Source organism: Actinophytocola algeriensis (assembly GCF_014203735.1).
Lineage (GTDB): Bacteria > Actinomycetota > Actinomycetes > Mycobacteriales > Pseudonocardiaceae > Actinophytocola > Actinophytocola algeriensis.
The window spans coordinates 381,987-401,486 of the sequence record NZ_JACHJQ010000004.1 but is presented as its reverse complement, the minus strand read 5'-3'; the positions used below and the strand labels follow the sequence as shown (position 1 = coordinate 401,486).

Below are 19,500 nucleotides of genomic sequence, written 5' to 3'. Positions count from 1 at the left end.
CATGGCGAAACTGCCTCCGTTCCGAGCCGACCACGTCGGCAGCCTGCTGCGCCCGGCCGCGCTGCTGACCGCCCGCGACGACCACGCCAACGGGCGGCTGTCGGCCGAGGAGCTGCGCACGGCCGAGGACGAGGCGATCCGCCAGGTGGTCGCCATGCAGGCCGAGGTGGGCCTGAACTCGGCCACCGACGGCGAGTTCCGCCGCACGTCGTGGCACATGGACTTCATCTACCGGCTCGGCGGCATCTCCTCCGCGCCGGACGACGCGATCAAGGTGCGGTTCGAGAACCCGGGCGGCGTCATCGAGTTCACCACCGCCGCGCTGCACGTGGACGGTCCGGTCCGGTTGCGGGAGACCATCTTCGCGGACGACTTCGCGTTCCTCGCGGACGTCGCGGGTGGCGTGGTGACACCGAAGCTCACCATCCCGTCGCCGAGCATGGTCCACTACCGCGGCGGCCCCGCCGCGCTCGACCCGGCGGTGTACCCGGACGAGGAGCAGTTCTGGACGGACCTCTCCGCCGCGTACAAGGCGCAGGTCGCGGGCGTGTACGAGCTGGGCTGCCGGTACCTGCAGCTCGACGACACCTCGCTGGCCTACCTCAACGACCCGAACCAGCGGGCCGAGCTGACCGCCCGCGGCGACGACGCCGAGCACCAGCACCTGCGCTACATCAGGCAGATCAACGCGGCGATCGCGGACCGGCCGTCGGACCTGCGGATCACCACCCACATGTGCCGGGGCAACTTCCGCTCGTCGTGGGCGGCGTCCGGCGGCTACGACTTCGTGGCCGAGGCGCTGTTCTCCGAGCTGGCCGTGGACGGGTTCTTCCTGGAGTACGACGACGAGCGGTCCGGGAGCTTCGCGCCGCTGCGGTTCGTGCCGCCGGGCAAGAACGTGGTGCTGGGGCTCGTGACCACCAAGCGCGGCGCGCTCGAGTCGAAGGACGACCTGAAGCGGCGGATCGAGGAGGCGTCGAAGTACGTGCCGCTCGACCAGCTGTGCCTCTCGCCGCAGTGCGGGTTCTCCTCGACCGTCGACGGCAACGCGCTGACCTACGACGAGCAGGTCGCGAAGCTGGCGCTCATCGTCGAGACCGCGGCGGAAGTCTGGGGCGACTGAGACGACCTGGATCGATCCGAAACTTTCGCCGTGCCTGTTGACATCGGGACGGCGACGTTCGTACGGTCTACCTCAGCACCCGTTGGCGCTCGAACCTCAAAGGAGCCAACGGATCGGACGATGACCAAAGCCCCGGAATGATCCCGCGGCCGCGGCCACCACTACCTGGATAGCGCTTTCCTGCGGTGTTCGGGTAAATTGAATCGTTTCATATGTGGTGTCATCCCGCAGCCACGCTGCTGCGGGATACGCCTGGGCCTGATTGGGAGCGCTCCCAAAATACGCGAAGGAGGAGCACGGTCTTGTAGCCGCTCGATCTCATCCGTAGTACACGTTGGAGGTTCGTCATGTTCACAAACAGACGGCGCGCAGCGCAGCTCGCTGTCGGCGTCGCCCTGACCGTCGCCGGGAGCGGAGTCGTCATCACCACGGCTTCGGCGGCCGCGACCAGGTACGAGACGGAAAACGCACCGGCCACCTGCGCCGGTGTCATCGAGTCCAACCACACCGGTTATTCCGGCAGCGGGTTCTGCAACGCGGACAACGCGATCGGCGCGGCAGCGCGGTTCACCGTCTCGGCGTCCGAGACGGGCTCGGTGACCATCGCCGTCCGGTACGCCAACGGCACCACTGCCAACCGCCCCGCGGACGTGCTGGTCAACGGTGCGGTCGCCCACCCTGGCACCGCGTTCGACCCAACCGGCGCCTGGACCACGTGGGCCACGAAGACGCTCACCGTCCCGGTGAACACCGGCACGAACACGATCCAGTTGAGCCCGACCACCGCGAACGGCCTGGCGAACGTCGACTACCTCGACTTCGACGTCACGGACACCCCGCCGCCCACCGGCAAGCAGCTGGAGGACCTCGACCGGGGCCTGGTCAGCGTGCGCTCCGGGTCCGGCAACCTGGTCTCGTGGCGGCTGCTCGGGACCGAGTCGGCCTCGACCGGGTTCAACGTCTACCGGGGCGGGACGAAGCTGAACGCCTCCCCGATCACCAACTCCACCAATCACCTGGACTCCGGGGCACCGGGGGACGCCTCGTACACGGTCCGCGCGGTCGTGGGCGGGGTGGAGCAAGCACCGTCCGAGCCCTCACTGCGCTTCGTCGGCGGCAACTACCTCGACGTGCCGATCTCCCGGCCGGGGAGCAACTACACCGCCGGTGACGCGAGCGTCGGTGACGCGGACGGCGACGGCCAGTACGAGATCTTCCTCAAGTGGGATCCCAGTGACCAGAAGGACAACTCCCAGTCCGGTAACACCAGCAACGTCTACATCGACGCCTACAAGCTGAACGGACAGCGGCTGTGGCGCGTCAACCTGGGCCGCAACATCCGCGCCGGCGCGCACTACACCCAGTTCCAGGTGTACGACTACGACGGCGACGGCCGGGCCGAGCTGGCGGTCAAGACCGCCGACGGCACGGTGTCCGGCACGGGTCAGGTGATCGGCAACGCAGGCGCCGACCACCGCAACTCCGACGGCTACATCATCACCGGACCCGAGTTCCTGACCGTGTTCAACGGGCTCACCGGCGCCGCCATGTCCACGGTGCCCTTCGACCCAGCCCGCGGCAACATCTGCGACTGGGGCGACTGCTACGGCAACCGGGGAGACCGGTTCCTGGCCGGCACCGCGTACCTGGACGGACAGCGGCCCAGCATCATCATGGGCCGCGGCTACTACGCGAAGAGCGCGATCGCGGCGTGGGACTTCCGCGACGGGCAGCTCACCCGGCGCTGGAAGTTCGACTCCAGCTCCGCCGGCAGCCAGTGGGGCGGCCGCGGCGCCCACTCGCTGTCCATCGCCGACGTCGACGGCAACGGCACCGACGAGATCATCTACGGCGGCATGACCATCAACGCGGGCGGCACCGGGCGGTACACCACCGGCTTCTACGCCCACGGCGACGCCCTGCACGTCGGCGACTTCATCCCCAGCCGTGCCGGCCAGGAGATCTGGCAGATCCACGAGCAGAGCTCCGGCGCCGCCGCGACCCTGCGCGACGCCAACAGCGGCGCGGTCATCATGCAGAAGAACAACACCTGTAGCTGCGAGGGCCCCGCTCGCGGCGCGGCAGGCGACGTGTACGCCGGGAACGCGGGCGCCGAGTTCTGGGGCAGGGGAACCGGGCTGGCCAACCTGTTCAACGGCTCCGGCGGCAACGTCGGGCGGACACCGGGCAGCGCGAACTTCCTCGCCTGGTGGGACGCCGACCCGGTGCGGGAACTGCTGGACGGCAACCACGTCGACAAGTACGGCACCAGCGGTGACACCCGACTGCTCACCGGCTCCGGAGCGCACTCCGTCAACGGCACCAAGGCAACCCCCTCGCTCTCCGGCGACCTGTTCGGCGACTGGCGCGAGGAGGTCGTCCTGCCGCGCGACGACAACGCCGCGCTGCGCATCTACGCCACGACGACACAGACCGACCGGCGGATCCACACCCTCATGCACGACGCCCAGTACCGCGTGGCCATCGCATGGCAGAACACCGCCTACAACCAGCCGCCGCACCCGAGCTTCTTCCTCGGCAACGGCATGAGCACCCCGTCCCAGCCGAACATCCACGTCCGCTGAACCCGATCCGCGGGTGGGCCGGTCAACACCTGGCAGGCCCACCCGCACCGACCGAGAGTCCGGAGCGACTGACCGACCGATCGTGCTATTGTCGCGGGCATGAGCAAGGGTGAGGCCACCCGCGAGGCGATCCTGGACACGGCGAGCCGCCTGGCCCGGTCCGTCGGGCTGGGCGGCATCACCATCGGCACGCTCGCGTCCCGCGCCGAGCTGTCGAAGAGCGGCCTGTACGCGCACTTCCGGTCCAAGGAGTCGCTGCAGGTCTCGATCCTGGAGCACACGCGGGCCCGGTTCGTGGCCGAGGTGGTCGCGCCCGCGCTGACCGAGCCGCGCGGCGAGCCACGCGTGCGCGCACTGTTCGAGAACTGGCTGACCTGGGATTCCCAGCCGGGCGGCTGCCTGTTCGTCGCCGCGTCGTCCGAGCTGGACGACCAGCCCGGGCCGGTCCGCGACCGGCTCGTCCGCTACCAGCAGGACTGGCTGGACTCGCTCGCGGAGGTCTTCCGCACCGGCCTGTCCGAGGGCCACTTCCTGGCCGACGCGGACCCGGAGCAGTTCGCGTTCGAGGTCGACGGCGTGATGCTGTCGCGCCACCTGTCGGGCAGGCTGCTCGACGACCCGAACGCGGTCTCCCGGGCCCGCACCGCGTTCGAGGCTCTCCTGGACCGGGCCAGGGCCTGACTCCACCATCACGAAAGGTCGCACACGTGTCATCGCAAAAAAGCACGATCGTTCGTCTTAAAATGACGGCTGTCCGGACCGCGTTCGGCACCCTGGAACGTGTCGCCCCCGACCTGGGTGCCCGCTGGGCCGAGAGCCTGTGGCTGCGGATCCCGCCGTACCGTGGCAAGTCGAGACCAGGGGTGCTCCCCCGCGGCGAGGAGTTCACGGTCCGGGTGAAGGACCGCAAGGTCGTCGGCACGGCGTGGGGCTCTGGCCCGGTGGTGTACCTGGTCCACGGCCGGGGCGGGATCTCCGCGCAGCTGCACCCGTTCGTGGCGCCGCTCCTGGCGGCCGGGCACCGGGTCGTCACGTTCGACGCGCTGTCGCACGGCGCCTCGGATCCCGGCTTCCTGGGCCCGCACCACTTCACGATCCCGGAGATGGCGAGCGCGTTCACCGCCGTGGTGAAGGAACACGGCAGGCCGCACGCGGTGATCGCGCACTCGCTCGGCTGCGCGGCGGTGTTCTTCGCACTGCGCGGCGGCGTACACCCGTCCCGGCTGGTGTTCCTCGCACCGATGACGCAGCCGACGCCGTACACCGCGGTCTTCGCGGCCACCCTCGGCTTCGGGGAACGCATCCGCACCCGCCTGATGGACCGCGTGGCGGCGCGAGTGGGCACCCCGTGGGACGACTTCGACATGCCCACGCAGGTCACCCGCATCGCGCCGCCACCGCTGCTGACCGTCCACGACCCGGCCGACCGCGAGACCCGCTACGACGACAGCGTCGCCGTGGCGAAGGTCTGGCCGGAGTCGGAACTGGTGACCGTCAAGGACCTCGGCCACTGGCGCGTGCTCCGCGACCAGGACACGATCACCCGGGCCGTGGACTTCGTCAGCTCACGGGAACGTCAGCAGCCGAACCAGCGCACCGCCTGACCAGGACCGAACGGGCTGTCGGTGCGCGTGCCCGCCGCGGTGCCCGAAGCGGTCACCACCGACACGCGGTCGAGGTAGCCGACGGCCGACACGCGGCCGTCGCGGTGCACGATCGTGCCGATCGTGCCGATGGTGCCCCGGTGGTTCACCGACAGCGCGCCGCCCGGCGCGTCCGAGTGCAACGTGACGCTGCCGGTGCGCAGGTTCCACAGCGTCGGCACCGTCGAACCGGTCACGGGGTCGTACACGTTGCCTGCGACCATGCCGCGCTGGATGGCGACCGCGTCACCGCCGATGCTCCCGTCGGGCACCGGCAACGCGTGCGGCTTTCCGTTGGCAGGCCACACGTACGGGGTGCCCGGCGGGTAGGGCGCCAGGTACCCGACGACGGTGCCGTCCTCGTCGATGCCCATGGCCCGGCCGTCCCCGGGCAGCGCACGCACGCCGCCGCCCGCGGGCCACACGACAGGTGCGCCCGCGCTGTTGCCGACGACGTCGCCGCGGCCGTTGATGCCGAGCGCCTCGGTGTAGTCACCCGCCCGCAGCGGCGGCAGGAACGTGAACTCCCCCGCGCGGTAGGTGAACGCGTCGGTGTGGAACGAGCTGTAGTCCGTCATGCGCTCGCCGACGACCACGCCGTGCCGGTTGACGTCGTGGTAGTCCACCTGCACGCCCGTGACCGAACTCGCGTCGATCTCGGAGAACCGGCCGTGGCGCCACAACGCCCCCGCGGTACCCGACCCGTCGCTCACGCTCCCGACGAGGTAGGTGCCGGTCGGGTCGCCGCCCACGACCGACGTGAGCACCCCGGCGGGCGCCGGGAGTGCGACCGGGCCGCACCCCGGTGCGGCCTGCGCGGAGGCCGGTGCCGCGAGCAGCCCAGCCGCCGCGACCCCCGCCAGCAGTATCGATCTGCGTCTGTACCGAGTTTCCATAGTGTCCCTCCCCATGGCGGACCAGGTGGTCCGGTGCAGAGGAGGACGTACGGACACGGGGCAGGTTGCGGGAGTGCGGGATCAGAGACGGTGCAGTCGCGCTGCGTTGCCGCCGAGGATGCCGTACGCCAGTCGTTCCGCGTCGGCGGTGGTCAGGGCCTCCTCGGCGAGCCACGAGTCGGTGAGGGTGTTCACCGCGCGGCGCCACAGGGCCGCGCCCAGGTAGTGCAGCTCCGGCAGCACGTTGCCGTCCGAGGAGTACAGGACCGAGTCGAACGGCGCGAGCTCCAGCACCTCCGCGAGCACCGCGGCCGACCGCACGCCGACGAACGGGATGGTGAGCCCGAGGTCGACGTGCACGTTGTCGAACACGTGCGACAGGTAGGCGGCGTTGCGGTGGAAGGGATAGCAGTGCAGCAGCACGACCTGGCACCGCGCGACCCGCAGGAAGTCGGTCAGCAGCACCGGGTCCGTGGACGACAGCCGCAGGTCGGCGTCGCCGAACCCGGTGTGGAACTGCAGCGGCAGGCCCCGCTCGGCGCCGACCCGCGCCGCCTCGTGCACCAGCCACGCGAGCAGCACCGGGTCGGTGAGGATGGTGTCCTTGGCACGCAACCAGGGCGCGGCGGCACGCAACGCCTCGGCGCGGTCGGGTTGCTCGGCGGGCAGCGCGAGCCCGTACCGGTAGGCGACGATCGACTTGAACGCGATCGCGGGCGCCACGTGCAGTGCCGCGGTGATCTTGTCCAGCAAGGCCTCCGGGGTCGGTGCGGACTTCTGCACCGCCTCGGCGACCGCCTCGATCCGCACCACCTCGTGCCCGGTGCCGCCACCCAGCTCGGCGAGTCCAGCCGGCGAGGTCACCGGTCCCGGCACGTACCCGGTGTCGACGAACCAGTGCCGCACCCCGGCCGCGGTGAGCAGCCGCTTGGACACCTCGTGCCAGCCCAGCTCGGCCCGCCGCCACAGGTACTCCTCCGCGGGCGCGAGCGCCGGCATCCCGAGCACCGGCGCGCACCAGCGCCGCACCGAGAGGCCGAGCAACGACCGGAACGGGTGCCGCCGCGCGTTCTTGGCCTCGGACAACCATTCCCGGGGGTCGACCTCCCCGGTCGCCACACCGTGGCAGTGCTGGTCGACGAGGGGCACGACATCAGCGACGCCCAAGGAACACCTCCGCGGAACCGCTTACCAGCGCCAGAGAACGGCTGAGGTTAGCGCCCGCGCCTCGAGGCCCGAACAGCGCTCCGCCTCCGCGCGCCGAACGGTGACGATCGCGTCGTGCAGTGCCGGTCCCAGCGCGGCCGCGAGCACGGCCGACGACTCGAGCGCGGTGGCCGCCTCCGACGCCGACGACGGCAACCTCGGCACCGACCCGTCGCCGGTCGCCGGGTCGCCCGTGACCGGTTCTGGCAGCCGCAGTCGCGCTGTCACACCGGCGAGCCCGGCCGCCAGCACCGACCCGATCAGCAGGTACGGGTTCGCGGTCGCGTCGAAGCACTTCAGCTCGGCGTTCGCCGACGGCCCGGTCACCAGCCGCAGCGCCGTCTCGCGCGTCTCGTGGCCCCACGCCTGCCAGATCCCGGCCCACCGCGACGGCTGCAACCGCAGGAACGACACCGGGTGCCCGCATCCGATCGCGACCAGCGCGGGCAGCTCCCGCAACACCCCCGCCAGGAACGCCTCCCCTTCGGTGCGCAGACCGCACGGCCCGTCCCCGCCCGCCATGAGCGACCCGCCCGCGTCGTGCACGGACAGGTGCAGGTGGGCACCCGACCCGGCGCCGTCGGGGTCGACGGACGGCGAGAACGACGCGCGCCACCCGTGCGCGAGGCTGCGGGACCGGATCGTGTGCCGCACCAGCACGGCGTCGTCCGCGGCGGCGACGGGGTCGTTCGGCGCGACCGACACCTCCAGCTGCGCGACCGCGTACTCGGGGTGGAACTGCTCCACCACGAGCCCCTGCGCGGTCAGGTCCGCGACCAGCTCAGAGGCGTACCCCGCCACCTGCTCGAGGCGGATCTGCCCGTACGCGGGACCGTCGAACGCGGGGGCGAACCCGTCGGCGTCGCCGCGGCCGAGGATCCACTCGTGCTCGTACGCGGCGAGCGCGCGCAACCCGTGTGCGGCCAGAGCCTCGGTCTGCCGCGCGGCGAACGCGCGCTGGCACGCCACGAACCGGGTGCCGTCCTGGTCGTACTTGTCCGCGGGCACCCAGCCCCAGCCGGGCTGGGCGGACAGCGCGACGAGCCTGCTCATGTCGGGCGTGAGCCGCAGGTCGCCGTCGGGGCCGCCGAGGTACCGGCCGGCGACCATCACGTCGTCCGAACCGAACGCCTCGAAGCACGGCGACGCGCCCACCGCGGTCGGCAACCGGTCGAGCGGCACGGCCTTCACCCGCGTGATCCCGGCGTTGTCCACGAACGACAGCTCGACGAGCGTCACCCCGGCGGCCCGCAGCTCCTCAGGAGTCATGCCCCCATCCTGGCGTGGCGAGCCAGGCGCGCAAGGTGGCGGCGTCCTGCCGGAACGCCTCCGGCGAGTCGTCACGCACGAACTCCAGCAGTACGTGGCAGTCGGCTGGCAACGCGGCGAACGCCGGGCGCCACAGGTCCTCGCGTGCGGCGAGCGGGAGCCGTGTCCCGTCGTCGGCCCAGCTGAACACGTGCGCCGCGACCGGTGCCAGCGCGGGGATGGCCGCCAGGGCGTCGCCGGTCGTGGAACCGACGGGTGGCTGCCAGTACGGCTTCAGGGCAGGCACGTCCGAGAACAGCTCCAGCGCGGATTCGAGGGTGTCGGTGAGGGTGTTCGCGTGGTACTCGGCCGCGATCTCCACGCCCTCACCACCCGCGAGCGTGGCGGCCACGCGCAGGTCCTCGACCACGGCCGCGCGATCGGGTTCCTCCGCCGAGCCTTTCGACCCCGCCCACACGCGGATCCGCGGCGCGCCAAGGGCGAGCGCGGTCGCGAGGACCGGGCCGAAGTCCCCGTCCGCGCGGTAGTACGAGCCGTACGCCTCGATCGCGATCCCGTTGTCCGCGCAGCGCGTGCCCACCTCCCGCGCGGTGCGGAACTCGCCGAGCGGGACGTGGACGTCGCCGCCCCACTCGATGGCCTCGAGCCCGGCGCCGACCACGAGCGCCACGATCTCGGCGGGCGACAGCTGCCGGAACGTCACCGACACGAGCCCGGGGATCACGTGACGTCCTTCGGTGTCCAGCCGAGTTCGCGGCGCGCCTTCTCGATGCTCATCGTCCTGCCGGTGGCGTCGCCGCTGATCGCGTACGCGTCGAAGCCGTGACCGCGCCGGTGCAGCGCGGCCTCGATCGCGGCGGCCACGTCCCGTGCGGACGTGCTGATCGCCCGCCGCATCGGGGTGTCGCCGCGCGGCCACTCGTCGTCCGCGGCGGGGAAGCACAGGCGCAGGCACACCGCGTCCATGTCCCACCGGTCGGTCGCCGTGCGGCACACCTCCTCGCCGAGGCGCTTCGCGAGGCCGTAGAAGTCGGTGGCGGCCGGCGGCACGGACTCGTCGGGGAACGTGATCATGCCGGTCAGGTCCTCGTACGGGTACACCGACATGCTGCTGGTGTAGACCAGGTGCCGCACCCCGGCCCTGGCCGCGCCGGTGAGCGCCAGGTACAGCCCGGCCACGGCGACGTCGAAGTGCTGCCGCGCGTTCTCCGGTTCCCCCCAGCCCGCCATCGGCCCCATGGCCATGAACACCAGTGAGTCCACTTCGGACGCGAGCGACGCGACCAGGTCCACGTCGTGCAGGCTGCCCGTGTGGTACTCCACCCCGGGCACGGCGTCGCGGGGGCCCTTCAGGTCCAGCACGCGGACCTCGTGCGCGCGGGCCAGCACCGGCACCACCATCGACCCGACGAGACCGCAGCCGCCGATCACCAGCAGGCGCATCGTGCTCCTCTCACACCGTCACGTGCGCGTCCCGGCCCGCACGCAGCCCGATCAGGGTGTGCGCGGCCGCGACGCCGACGAGCACCCCAAGCGGCACCCGCCAGCCACCGGTCACGTCGTGCAGGGCACCGAACAGCGTCGGCCCCACCGCCGCGAGGAGGTAGCCGATCGACTGTCCCATACCGGACAGCGCCGCGGACGAACGCGGGTCCGCCGCCCGCAGGCTGAAGAACGCGAGCGCGAGGAAGAACAACGCACCCGCGCCGACACCGGTGATCAGCACCCACAGCACCGCGAGGTCCGGCACGAGCAGCAGACCGAGGTAGCCGGTCATCGCGAGCAGCGAGGAGCAGGCCGCGACCGCGCGCTGGTCGGCCAGCCGGGTCAACAGCAGCGGCACCACGAGGCTCATGAGCACACCGATGAGCTGGTAGGCGAACAACAGCCAGCCCGCGGCCGTCTCCGTGGTGCCGTAACTGACCAAAATGGACGGATACCAGGACAGGACGGTGTAGAAACCGGTCGCGGACAGCGCCATGAAGATCGCGCACTCCCACGCGAGCAGCGACCGCCACGGGGTCCTGCCTCGGCTCACCTCCGGCACCGACTGCCGGGTACGCCGCGACAACCGCGGTGACCACACGGCGAGCGCGATGAGCACGAACCCGGCCCAGACCCCGAGCGCCGAGCGCCACCCGCCGGGCAGCGCCCCCGCCAGTGGGACCGCGACCCCGGCCGCCGTCGACGCGATGATCCCGATGACCGCCGTGTACACGCCGGTGGCGGCACTGACGCGGTCCGGGAAGTCCCGTTTGATCAGGCTCGGCATCAGCACGTTGCCCGCCGCGATCGCGGCGCCGAGCAGGACGGTGCCCACCCAGAGCAGCCCGGTGACCGGCAGCGAGCGCAGCACGATGCCCGTCGCGAGCAGGGCGAGCGCCAGCCACAGCAGCCGGTCGGTGCCCACGCGCCGCGCGAGCCGGGGCACCTGCGGCGACACGGCCGCGAACGTGAGCAGTGGCAGCGTGCCGATGAACCCGGCCTCGCCCGCGGTGAGCCCGATGTCCGCGCGGATGGTCTCCAGCAGCGGCCCGACCGAGGTCAGCGCCGCCCGCAGGTTGGCAGCGAGCAGCAGGAATCCGGCGATCATCAGGACCCGGCGAGCAGTGCTCTCGTTAGCAGTCCTCACGACCGTCACGGTGGCCAACCTCTCACACGGCAGAGTGCACCGGCAATGATGAGATGGCGGGGTGGCATGGATCGAACTCGAGAACGCCGTCAACGTCCGTGACCTCGGTGGGCTGCCCGCCGGGGACGGAAACCGCATCCGCACCGGGCAACTCGTCCGGTCGGACAACCTGCAGGACCTCTCTCCGTCGGACGTGACCCGTCTCGTCGACGAGGTCGGCGTCACCACGGTGGTGGACCTGCGCAGCACCGGGGAGGTGACGTCGGAGGGGCCCGGCCCGCTGAAGGCGCTTGCCTCGGTGGCGCACGTGCACCTGTCGCTCCTGCCGGAGTTCGGTGAGATGACCGACGTGGCGAAGGACGCGCTCGCGCTGAACCGGGAACGCGCGCTCCAGCGCGACCCGGAGAACGTGGCCGACGCGTTCTACTTCGGTTACCTGGAGGACCGGCCGGACAGCGTCGTCGGCGCGCTGCGGGCGATCGCGAGCGCACCCGGCGCGGCGCTGGTGCACTGCGCGGCGGGCAAGGACCGGACCGGTGTCGTGGTCGCGATGGCGCTGTCGGTGGCCGGGGTGCCGCGCGCGGAGATCGTGGCGGACTACGAGGCGACCGGCGAGCGCATCGTGCGGATCCTCGACCGGCTGCGGTCCTCCCCCACCTACGCCGCGGACATCGACAACGTGCCCGCCCACGAGCACGACCCGCGCCCGGACATCATGCGCCGGTTCCTCGACCGCCTGGACTCGGAGTACGGCGGCCCCCTCGGGTGGCTCGGCCAGCACGGGTTCGACAGGGTGGACGCGGAGCGGTTGCGGAACAAACTGGTCGAGGAGTGAGCATGACCGGATCGGTGCTGGTCACTGGCGGTACCGGCGGCCTGGGCACGGCGGTGACCACGGCGTTCGCGGCAGCGGGCTGGCGGGTGGTGGTGCCGTACCGGTCGCGGCCACCCTCGGGCGTCCCGGACGTCGTCGGGGTCCAGGCGGACCTGACGGACCCGGCGCAGGTCGCGGCGGCGGTGGCCGTGGCCGCGGCGGAGGGCCCGCTGCGCGCGGTGGTCCACCTGGCGGGCGGCTTCGCCATGGGCGGCCGCGTGCACGAGACCCCGGTCGAGGACTTCGAGGCGCAGTTCCGGACGAACCTGCGCCCGACCTACCTCGTGTGCGCGGCGGCGATCCCGCACCTCATCGCGGCGGGCGGCGGCTCGATCGTGTGCGTGTCGTCGCGGGCGGCGGTGAACCCGTTCGCGGGCGCGGCGGGCTACGTGACGTCGAAGGCGGCCGTGCTCGCCCTGGTGGACGCCCTGGACACCGAGTACCGCGACGACGGCATCCGCGTGAACGCCGTCCTGCCGGGGGTGATCGACACCCCGGCCAACCGCGAGTCGATGCCCGGCAGCCGGTCGAACTGGGTGGACCCGGCCGACATCGCGAAGACGATCCTGTTCCTGTCGAGCGAGGAGTCGAGCACGATCAGCGGCGCCCACCTCCCGGTGGACCGCGCCTAGGGTGCTGGCGCCACTATGGTCCAGGCCATGAACGACGCACGGCCTTTCCTCGCGCTCCAGGACGGGAAGCCCGACGGGGCACGACACGTGCAGACCGTGCATGACCTCGGTGTGCTGCGAGTGCCGTCGGGCCGCCTGGAGGCATGTGACCCCATCATCATGCTCGGTGCGGGTGTGGTCGTCGACGTTCCGCCCGGTGCCTACCCGGTGCGGCTCACGCACGTCGTCGACGCCGAGGACGACACACAAGGCGCCGCCTACCTGTCGGTGGTCCTGCGCGACGACCTACCGGTCTCCCAGGTCCGCACCGTCGCCAGTCCTGGCGACCAGGTGGAGCCGGCGTTGGTGATCACCGACTCCACGGCCATCGGGTTCGTCGATCACGAGGCCGTCGACCGGTGCATGCCGCCGCACGACGAGAGGGAAGAGCTGATCCTCGACGGGGACCCGCCGCACACGCCGTCGTGGCTGGACCTGCTCGAGGCCCCGGACCACGTCCGCGAAGACAGCGCGGACATCCGGTTGCCGCTGGCCACCGAGGAGGAGAACGTGATCCTTGCCCGCTCGTGGACCGGCCAGGGTGACCACCTGGTCGTGACCACCCATGCCGAGGACGGTGTGCTGCTCGCCGTCCACCTCGACGCGTCCGCCCATGATCCGGTCGCGGTGGACGACGTCTAGTACTACAGGGCCACCAAGTAGGCCCGGTAGCACTAGACCGGTGCCGGGCTGCTCGTCCGCGAGAGCCCGCTTCGTCGCGCGGAGCGCGAAGTGGCCGACGACCGCGATCAGACCCCGCTCACCACGACCAGCCAGACCGGCGCGCCCGCGTTCAGCACGGCGATCACCACGAACGCGTCGAACAGGGCGACCAGCGTGAAACCGACGTGCTCCAGGTACACGGGCGACCGTCCGCCGGGCAGCAGCCGCCGGGCCAGCACACCCCTTGCCACCAGCACCGCCGCCAGCACCGTGAACGCGGTGAACAGCACCCGGCTGCCCACGTCCAGCACGGCCCACTCGACAGCCACCGCGAGCGCGAGGAACACCGTGGTGGCGGTCAGCGAGCCGAGGTAGACGTCGAAGAGCCTGCCCCGGCGGAACAGGGCGACGGCACCGGCCAGCAGGGCGGCCACTCCCGTCCCGGCGTGCAGGGCGATCAGAAGGGAGTGCATTCGTACGTCGACCTTCCACTGTGGGAGGTCCCAGTGTCGACCTGTCACAGTGGAATGTCAAGGAGGGCGGGCAGCTCGTCGAACCAGTCCAGCGCGGCCTGCTCGTGCCGGATGCCGAAGCGCAGGGTGGCGAGCCTGCGCGGGTCCTCGATCTTTGCCTCGTGCCTGCGGTACTCGGCCAGCCGCTCCGCGTGCCACGACCGCTGGGCCGCGATGATCTCGGCCAGCCGCTCGGGCGGCAGGTGGTCGGCGAAGTTGATGGTCAGCAGCAACGGCGCCCGGACCTGGTCCCCTGCCGGGTCGGCGGCCACCCACTCCGCGAACGCGGCCCGGCCCGCTGTCGTGATCGTGTACGGCTTGCGGTCCCGGGGTCCCGGCTCCCCCACGGTCACCAGCTCCTGCTCGGTCATCCTGGTGAGCTCGCGGTAGACCTGGCTCTGCGTGAGCGTCCAGAAATTGCCGATCCGCTCGGCGGCCCTGGCCATCAGCTCCCAGCCCGTCATCGGGCCGTCGTGGAGCAGACCGAGCAACGCGGCGGCGGTGGCGTTCAAGGCGGCTGGCATGCGGCCATTCTGTCTGCCCGCCCGACTTGCGCTGGAGCGCGCTCCAGGTCATAGCGTGGCGTCGTGAAGCTCGGAGTGCACCAGATCGCGTTCACCGTTCCCGACGGCACCGCCGGCATCGCGCCGGAGCTGGTCCGCCTCGCCAACGCCGTCGAGGAGGCGGGGGTCACGCACCTGTCGGTGATGGACCACTACTTCCAGATGGAACAGATCCTCCCGGCCACCGACCCCATGCTGGAGGGCTACACGACCCTCGGGTTCCTGGCGGCACACACCTCGACCGTGCGCCTCGGGTTGCTGGTCACCGGTGTGTCCTACCGGCATCCCGGCCTGCTCGCGAAGATCGTGTCCACAGTGGACGTCCTGTCCGGCGGCCGGGCCGAGCTGGGCATCGGTGCCGCGTGGTACGAGCGTGAGCACCGCGGCCTCGGCGTCCCGTTCCCGCCGACGGCGGAGCGGTTCGAGCGCCTGGAGGAGACGCTGCGGATCTGCCGCCAGATGTGGGACCAGGACGACGACGGCCCCTACGAGGGCAAGCACTACCAGCTGGCGGAGACCCTGTGCCACCCGGCGCCGATCTCCGGGCCGCCGATCCTGATCGGCGGTGGCGGCGAGAAGAAGACGCTGCGTTTCGTGGCGAAGTACGCGGACGCGTGCAACCTCTTCACGCCGTCCCCGGAGGAGGTCGCCCGCAAGCTCGACGTCCTGCGGCGCCACTGCGACGAGGTCGGCCGCGACTACGACACCATCCAGAAGACGGCCAACCACAACGGCCCGATCACGGACTCCTTCGTCGACGACGTGGCCGCGTACGCCAAGCTCGGCATCGAGACCATGATCGTCATGCCGCCCGGCGACGCCCCGGCCAAGTACGTCGAGGAGGTCGTGGCGCCGCTGGTGCCCAAGGTCGCGGACCTCTGAAACCTCAGGGTCGCCTCAGGGTATGAACCGGATGCCCTGAGCGGCACCCAGCCAATACCTTGAGTGCGTGCCACTCATCGAGACCACCGCGCTGCAGAAGCGCTACGACAACAAGGTGACCGCGCTCGCGGATCTCACCGTCGCGATCGAGCCCGGGGTGGTGGGCCTGGTCGGGGTGAACGGCGCCGGCAAGAGCACCCTCATCAAGCTCGCCCTGGGGCTACTCGAACCGACCGGCGGCCGGATCCGCGTGCTCGGCCTGGACCCGGTCGCCGACGGTGACCGGGTCCGCGCCCGTGTCGGCTACATGCCCGAACACGACTGCCTGCCACCCGACATGATCGCCGCCGAGTTCGTCACGCACATGGCGCGGGTCAGCGGCCTGCCCAAGGCGATGGCCCGCGAAAGAGCCTCCGAAACGCTGCGCCACGTCGGCCTGTACGAGGAGCGCTACCGCCGCATCGGCGGCTACTCCACCGGCATGAAGCAGCGCGTCAAGCTCGCGCAGGCCCTCGTGCACGACCCGGAGCTGCTGCTGCTCGACGAACCGACCAACGGCCTCGACCCCGCCGGCCGCCGCGCGATGCTGGACCTGGTCCACCGCATCGGCACCGACTTCGGCATCTCCGTGGTCGTCTGCTCGCACCTGCTCGGCGAGATCGAGCGGATCTGCACCTCGCTCGTCGCCATCGACGCGGGGCGCCTGCTGCGGTCGGCCACCCTCGACTCGATGACCCAAGCTCGTGACCTGCTGATGGTCGAGGTCGACGAGGACGCGGAAGCACTGGCCGCGGCGCTGGTGAGCCAGGGCCTGGAGGTCCGCACCGACAACCGCGTGCTGTACGTCCGGATCGAGGACAGCTCCACTGACGGCGACGTCTACGACAAGATCCGCGACGCGGTCGCCGACCTCGACCTGCCCCTGCACCGCATCGAACGTCAGCGCCACCAGGTGGCCGACCTGTTCCGGGAGGTGGCCAATGCCTGACACCGGCGTCATCCACGACATCGGCTACCAGCGCTACGAAGGCCCGCGGCTGGGCCGCGGCTACGCGGCGCGCTCGCTGTACGTCCACGGCATCCGCTCCGCCTACGGCCTCGGCCGCAGCGCGTGGGCGAAGGTCCTGCCGATGGGTGTGCTGGCGTTCGCCAGCATGGCGTCGCTGATCCTGGTCGTGATCAACACCCAGCTGCCGACCCAGGTGATCGACTACGTCGGCATCGCGTCCACGTTCACCTACGCGGCCACGGTGTTCGTCGCGGTCGTCGCGCCGGAGCTGGTGTCGGTCGACCTGCGCAGCAACCTGTTGCAGCTCTACCTGTCCCGGCCGCTGCGCAAGAGCGACTACGCGCTGACGAAGCTCGCCTCGCTGGCCACGGCGACGTTCCTGCTGTTCGCCATCCCGATGCTGATCATGTTCCTGGGCATGGCGTTCAACACCGACTCCGGCATCGGCGGTGTCCTCGACGAGGTGGGCGGATTCGCCCAGGGCCTCGTCGCCGCCGCGATCCACGCCGCGCTGCTGTCCGCGCTCGGCCTGCCGCTGGCGTCGCTGTCCGGCCGCCGCGTGTTCGCGTCCGGCATGATCATCGCCCTGTTCCTGCTGACCACGCCGATCTCCGGTGCGCTGCAGGCGTTCGGCAACGGCGCACTGGCCGACCTCGGTGGGCTGATGGATCCGTCGAGCCTGCTCAACGGTGTTGACCAGTGGTTGTTCGGCCCTGGCATCGGCATCGTCCGGACCGGCGACTTCGGTGCCGTGTACGGCCTGGTCACCGTCGCCCTGATCGCACTCGGCACGTACCTGCTGGTGCTGCGCTACAAGAAGGTGAAGTCGTGACCGACATCGAACTCAACGGCGTCTCCCGCTGGTACGGCAACGTCGTCGCGGTCAACGACGTCACCCTCACCATCGGCCCCGGCCTGACCGGGCTGCTCGGCCCGAACGGTGCCGGCAAGACCACGGTCCTGCACCTGATGGCCGGGCTGATGGCCCCGTCGCAGGGTGAGGTCTCGGTCGGCGGCCAGTCCGCGTGGCGCAACCCCGAGATGTACCGCTCGCTCGGCCTCGTCACCGAACGCGAGAGCGTGCCGGGAAACCTGACGGCGTGGGAGTTCGTGCTCTCGAGCGCGAAGCTGCACAAGCTGCCGGACCCGGCGGAGGCGGCGCGCAAGGCGCTCGCGATCGTCGAGCTGGAGGACGCGCAGGACCGGCGGATCTCCACGTACTCCAAGGGCATGCGGCAGCGCAGCCGGGTCGCGGCCGCGCTGGTGCACGACCCGACGGTCCTGCTGCTGGACGAGCCGTTCAACGGCATGGACCCGCGCCAGCGCCTCCACATGATGGAGCTGCTGAACGGCATGGCGGGCGAGGGCCGCACCATCCTGTTCAGCTCGCACATCCTCGAAGAGGTCGAGCAGCTGTCGGGCACCGTGCAGGTCATCGTCGCGGGCAGGCTCGCCGCGTCCGGCGACTACCGGCACATCCGCCGCCTGATGACCAACCGCCCGCACCAGTTCACGGTCACGTCGTCCGACAACCGTCTACTCGCGACGGTTCTCATGGGACATGCGTCGGTGTCCGGGGTGAGCCTGGAGCCGGTCGGGGTGCTGGTGCAGGCCAACGACTACGGCACGTTCACGCGTGCGCTCGCCAAGCTCGCCCGCGAGCACAAGATCCGCATCACGCAGCTCATCCCCTCGGACGAGTCACTCGAAAAAGTCTTCTCCTACCTGGTGGCGACATGAACCTGACGATCATGAGCCTCACCGCGCGGGCCATGCTTGGCCGCAAACGCGTGCTGATGCTCCTCCCGATGCCGATCATCCTCATCGGCCTCACGCTCATCGGCGTGACGTCCGGCGCCAGCGACGCCCAGTGGGGACCGGTGGTGTTCTCGTCGCTGGGCATCAGCGTCATCCTGCCGCTGACCGCGCTGATCATCGGCTCCAGCGCACTCGGGTTGGAGATCGACGACGGCACGATCACCCACCTGCTCACCAAACCGTTGCCGCGCAGCGAGATCGTGCTGTCCAAGCTGGCCGTCGCGTGGCTGGTGACGGCGGTGGCCACCGGTGTGCCGCTGGCCGCGGCCGCGCTGATCGCCGGCTCCGGCACGCTGGCGGTCGGCCTGGTGATCGGCGCCGCGATCGGCGGGCTCGCCTACAGCGCGCTGTTCCTCGCACTGTCGGTGATGACGAAGCGACCGGTCGCGGTCGGTCTCGTGTACATCGTGCTGTGGGAGAACATCCTGGTCAGCTACGTCAGCGGCACCCGGATCTTCAGCGTCCGCCAGCACGCGACGGCGATCGCCGACTCCATCGGGAACACCCAGCTCATCGACGCCTCGGTGTCGGTGACGACCGCGCTGGTCATGGCGGTGATCTTCATCGTGGTCGGGACCGTCGGCGCCACTCAGCGGCTGCGTTCCTTCGCACTGACTGGTGACGCGAACTAGTTCTCGTTTGCTTGACGGGGGTTCTCCTCGCTTTGTCCGACGGGGTTGCTCGTTTCGACGGGGTTTGTCCTCGCCGGACGGCCTCCTCGCCGGAGGGGCAGGTCTCCGGGATGGCTTCCAGCTTGGCAACGTTGTTCGTTGGCAAGGGTCGGTCTGCCTGCCATCCCGTCGACCTTCCTCCGGGCTTTCGCGCCTTCGGGTTCTGGTAGTGTCCTGAAAGGCGCTTTCAGGGCGTTCGGTGTCCTGAAAGCGTCTTTCAGGACACCGGGGCGTGTAGGTGGTGGCGGCCGGGTTCGGCTGCCATCTCCTGTGCGTAGCGGGCGTCCATCTCGCCCATGGCCGCGGCGGACAGTTCGGCCATCGCCCGCATTCCGGTGGCGTCGAAGACGAGTTCGCACGTGGTGTGCCGGCTGCCGATCATCACGTGCGCGAGGTCGCTGCCGCTCACGCTGTAGCTCAGCGGGGTGCCTCCGCTAAGGTCCAGCCACGTACTCATGGCCATGTCGCCCGCCATTGTCTTGT

The 19,500-nt window shown here is 70.8% G+C and carries 21 protein-coding genes; 12 read left to right on the top strand and 9 right to left on the bottom strand.

Going from position 1 to position 19,500, the window contains the following annotated elements; all coding sequences use genetic code 11:
• Position 1 precedes the first annotated feature (1 nt).
• From FHR82_RS19755 to FHR82_RS19740, 4 genes are all read left to right on the top strand, one after another.
• Entirely contained in the window at positions 2-1,123 is a 1,122-nt protein-coding gene (locus FHR82_RS19755; protein ID WP_184811937.1) for a 5-methyltetrahydropteroyltriglutamate--homocysteine S-methyltransferase, read from the top strand.
• Between the two features lie 347 nt (positions 1,124-1,470).
• Positions 1,471-3,708, top strand: a complete 2,238-nt coding sequence (locus tag FHR82_RS19750; protein WP_184811936.1) for a rhamnogalacturonan lyase family protein — start codon at positions 1,471-1,473, stop codon at positions 3,706-3,708.
• 99 nt (positions 3,709-3,807) lie between these two features.
• Positions 3,808-4,389: a TetR/AcrR family transcriptional regulator gene (locus tag FHR82_RS19745; protein WP_184811935.1), complete on the top strand. Its 582-nt coding sequence runs from the start codon at positions 3,808-3,810 to the stop codon at positions 4,387-4,389.
• A 62-nt stretch (positions 4,390-4,451) separates the two neighbouring features.
• Positions 4,452-5,312 carry an alpha/beta hydrolase gene (locus FHR82_RS19740; protein WP_184811934.1) on the top strand — a complete coding sequence of 287 codons (861 nt, stop codon included), beginning with the start codon at positions 4,452-4,454 and terminating at the stop codon, positions 5,310-5,312.
• Here the strand turns inward: FHR82_RS19740 and FHR82_RS19735 are convergent.
• The 6 genes from FHR82_RS19735 to FHR82_RS19710 form a co-directional block, all read right to left on the bottom strand.
• Positions 5,285-6,247 (bottom strand): hypothetical protein, encoded by a 963-nt coding sequence (locus FHR82_RS19735; RefSeq protein WP_184811933.1) that lies wholly within the window; start codon positions 6,245-6,247, stop codon positions 5,285-5,287. The genes FHR82_RS19740 and FHR82_RS19735 overlap by 28 nt on opposite strands.
• An 81-nt stretch (positions 6,248-6,328) precedes the next feature.
• Positions 6,329-7,414, bottom strand: a complete 1,086-nt coding sequence (locus FHR82_RS19730) for an amidohydrolase family protein (protein WP_184811932.1) — start codon at positions 7,412-7,414, stop codon at positions 6,329-6,331.
• Positions 7,415-7,435: 21 nt separating this feature from the next.
• On the bottom strand, positions 7,436-8,722 hold the full coding sequence (locus FHR82_RS19725; RefSeq protein ID WP_184811931.1) for a type I glutamate--ammonia ligase: 1,287 nt from the start codon (positions 8,720-8,722) through the stop codon (positions 7,436-7,438).
• Positions 8,712-9,446, bottom strand: coding sequence for a sugar phosphate isomerase/epimerase family protein (locus tag FHR82_RS19720; RefSeq protein WP_184811930.1), 735 nt, complete (start codon positions 9,444-9,446; stop codon positions 8,712-8,714). The genes FHR82_RS19725 and FHR82_RS19720 overlap by 11 nt, the downstream gene beginning before the upstream one ends.
• A complete protein-coding gene (locus tag FHR82_RS19715; protein ID WP_184811929.1) occupies positions 9,443-10,165 on the bottom strand; it encodes an NAD-dependent epimerase/dehydratase family protein in 723 nt (240 codons plus the stop codon). Before FHR82_RS19715 ends, FHR82_RS19720 begins: the two co-directional genes overlap by 4 nt.
• A 10-nt stretch (positions 10,166-10,175) precedes the next feature.
• Positions 10,176-11,354 carry a CynX/NimT family MFS transporter gene (locus FHR82_RS19710; protein WP_221464008.1) on the bottom strand — a complete coding sequence of 393 codons (1,179 nt, stop codon included), beginning with the start codon at positions 11,352-11,354 and terminating at the stop codon, positions 10,176-10,178.
• 61 nt (positions 11,355-11,415) lie between these two features.
• Between FHR82_RS19710 and FHR82_RS19705 the strand changes: the two genes are divergently transcribed.
• From FHR82_RS19705 to FHR82_RS19695, 3 genes are read left to right on the top strand one after another with little or no spacing between them, the layout of a single operon-like run.
• Positions 11,416-12,189, top strand: a complete 774-nt coding sequence (locus FHR82_RS19705; protein ID WP_184811928.1) for a tyrosine-protein phosphatase — start codon at positions 11,416-11,418, stop codon at positions 12,187-12,189.
• 2 nt (positions 12,190-12,191) lie between these two features.
• Positions 12,192-12,860, top strand: a complete 669-nt coding sequence (locus FHR82_RS19700) for an SDR family NAD(P)-dependent oxidoreductase (protein ID WP_184811927.1) — start codon at positions 12,192-12,194, stop codon at positions 12,858-12,860.
• A gap of 27 nt (positions 12,861-12,887) precedes the next feature.
• On the top strand, positions 12,888-13,541 hold the full coding sequence (locus FHR82_RS19695) for a DUF4241 domain-containing protein (protein WP_184811926.1): 654 nt from the start codon (positions 12,888-12,890) through the stop codon (positions 13,539-13,541).
• Between the two features lie 107 nt (positions 13,542-13,648).
• On the opposite strand, the gene FHR82_RS19690 is transcribed toward FHR82_RS19695, so the two are convergent.
• The gene (locus FHR82_RS19690; RefSeq protein ID WP_184811925.1) at positions 13,649-14,035 is read right to left on the bottom strand and encodes a hypothetical protein; all 387 of its coding nucleotides are present in this window, start codon (positions 14,033-14,035) and stop codon (positions 13,649-13,651) included.
• A 44-nt stretch (positions 14,036-14,079) separates the two neighbouring features.
• Entirely contained in the window at positions 14,080-14,598 is a 519-nt protein-coding gene (locus FHR82_RS19685) for a PadR family transcriptional regulator (RefSeq protein ID WP_184811924.1), read from the bottom strand.
• 63 nt (positions 14,599-14,661) lie between these two features.
• On the opposite strand from FHR82_RS19685, the gene FHR82_RS19680 reads away from it, so the two are divergent.
• The 5 genes from FHR82_RS19680 to FHR82_RS19660 all read left to right on the top strand — a co-directional run bounded on the left by FHR82_RS19680 (position 14,662) and on the right by FHR82_RS19660 (position 18,978).
• Entirely contained in the window at positions 14,662-15,519 is an 858-nt protein-coding gene (locus FHR82_RS19680; protein WP_184811923.1) for an LLM class F420-dependent oxidoreductase, read from the top strand.
• 67 nt (positions 15,520-15,586) lie between these two features.
• A complete protein-coding gene (locus FHR82_RS19675) occupies positions 15,587-16,507 on the top strand; it encodes an ABC transporter ATP-binding protein (protein ID WP_184811922.1) in 921 nt (306 codons plus the stop codon).
• Complete coding sequence (locus FHR82_RS19670) at positions 16,500-17,360, top strand: ABC transporter permease (RefSeq protein ID WP_184811921.1); 861 nt, start codon at positions 16,500-16,502, stop codon at positions 17,358-17,360. The genes FHR82_RS19675 and FHR82_RS19670 overlap by 8 nt, the downstream gene beginning before the upstream one ends.
• Complete coding sequence (locus FHR82_RS19665; RefSeq protein ID WP_184811920.1) at positions 17,357-18,268, top strand: ABC transporter ATP-binding protein; 912 nt, start codon at positions 17,357-17,359, stop codon at positions 18,266-18,268. Before FHR82_RS19670 ends, FHR82_RS19665 begins: the two co-directional genes overlap by 4 nt.
• Complete coding sequence (locus tag FHR82_RS19660) at positions 18,265-18,978, top strand: ABC transporter permease (RefSeq protein ID WP_184811919.1); 714 nt, start codon at positions 18,265-18,267, stop codon at positions 18,976-18,978. The genes FHR82_RS19665 and FHR82_RS19660 overlap by 4 nt, the downstream gene beginning before the upstream one ends.
• A gap of 256 nt (positions 18,979-19,234) precedes the next feature.
• Here FHR82_RS19660 and FHR82_RS19655 read toward each other — a convergent pair whose 3' ends face one another.
• Complete coding sequence (locus tag FHR82_RS19655) at positions 19,235-19,492, bottom strand: hypothetical protein (RefSeq protein WP_221464007.1); 258 nt, start codon at positions 19,490-19,492, stop codon at positions 19,235-19,237.
• Between the last annotated feature and the right edge of the window lie 8 nt (positions 19,493-19,500).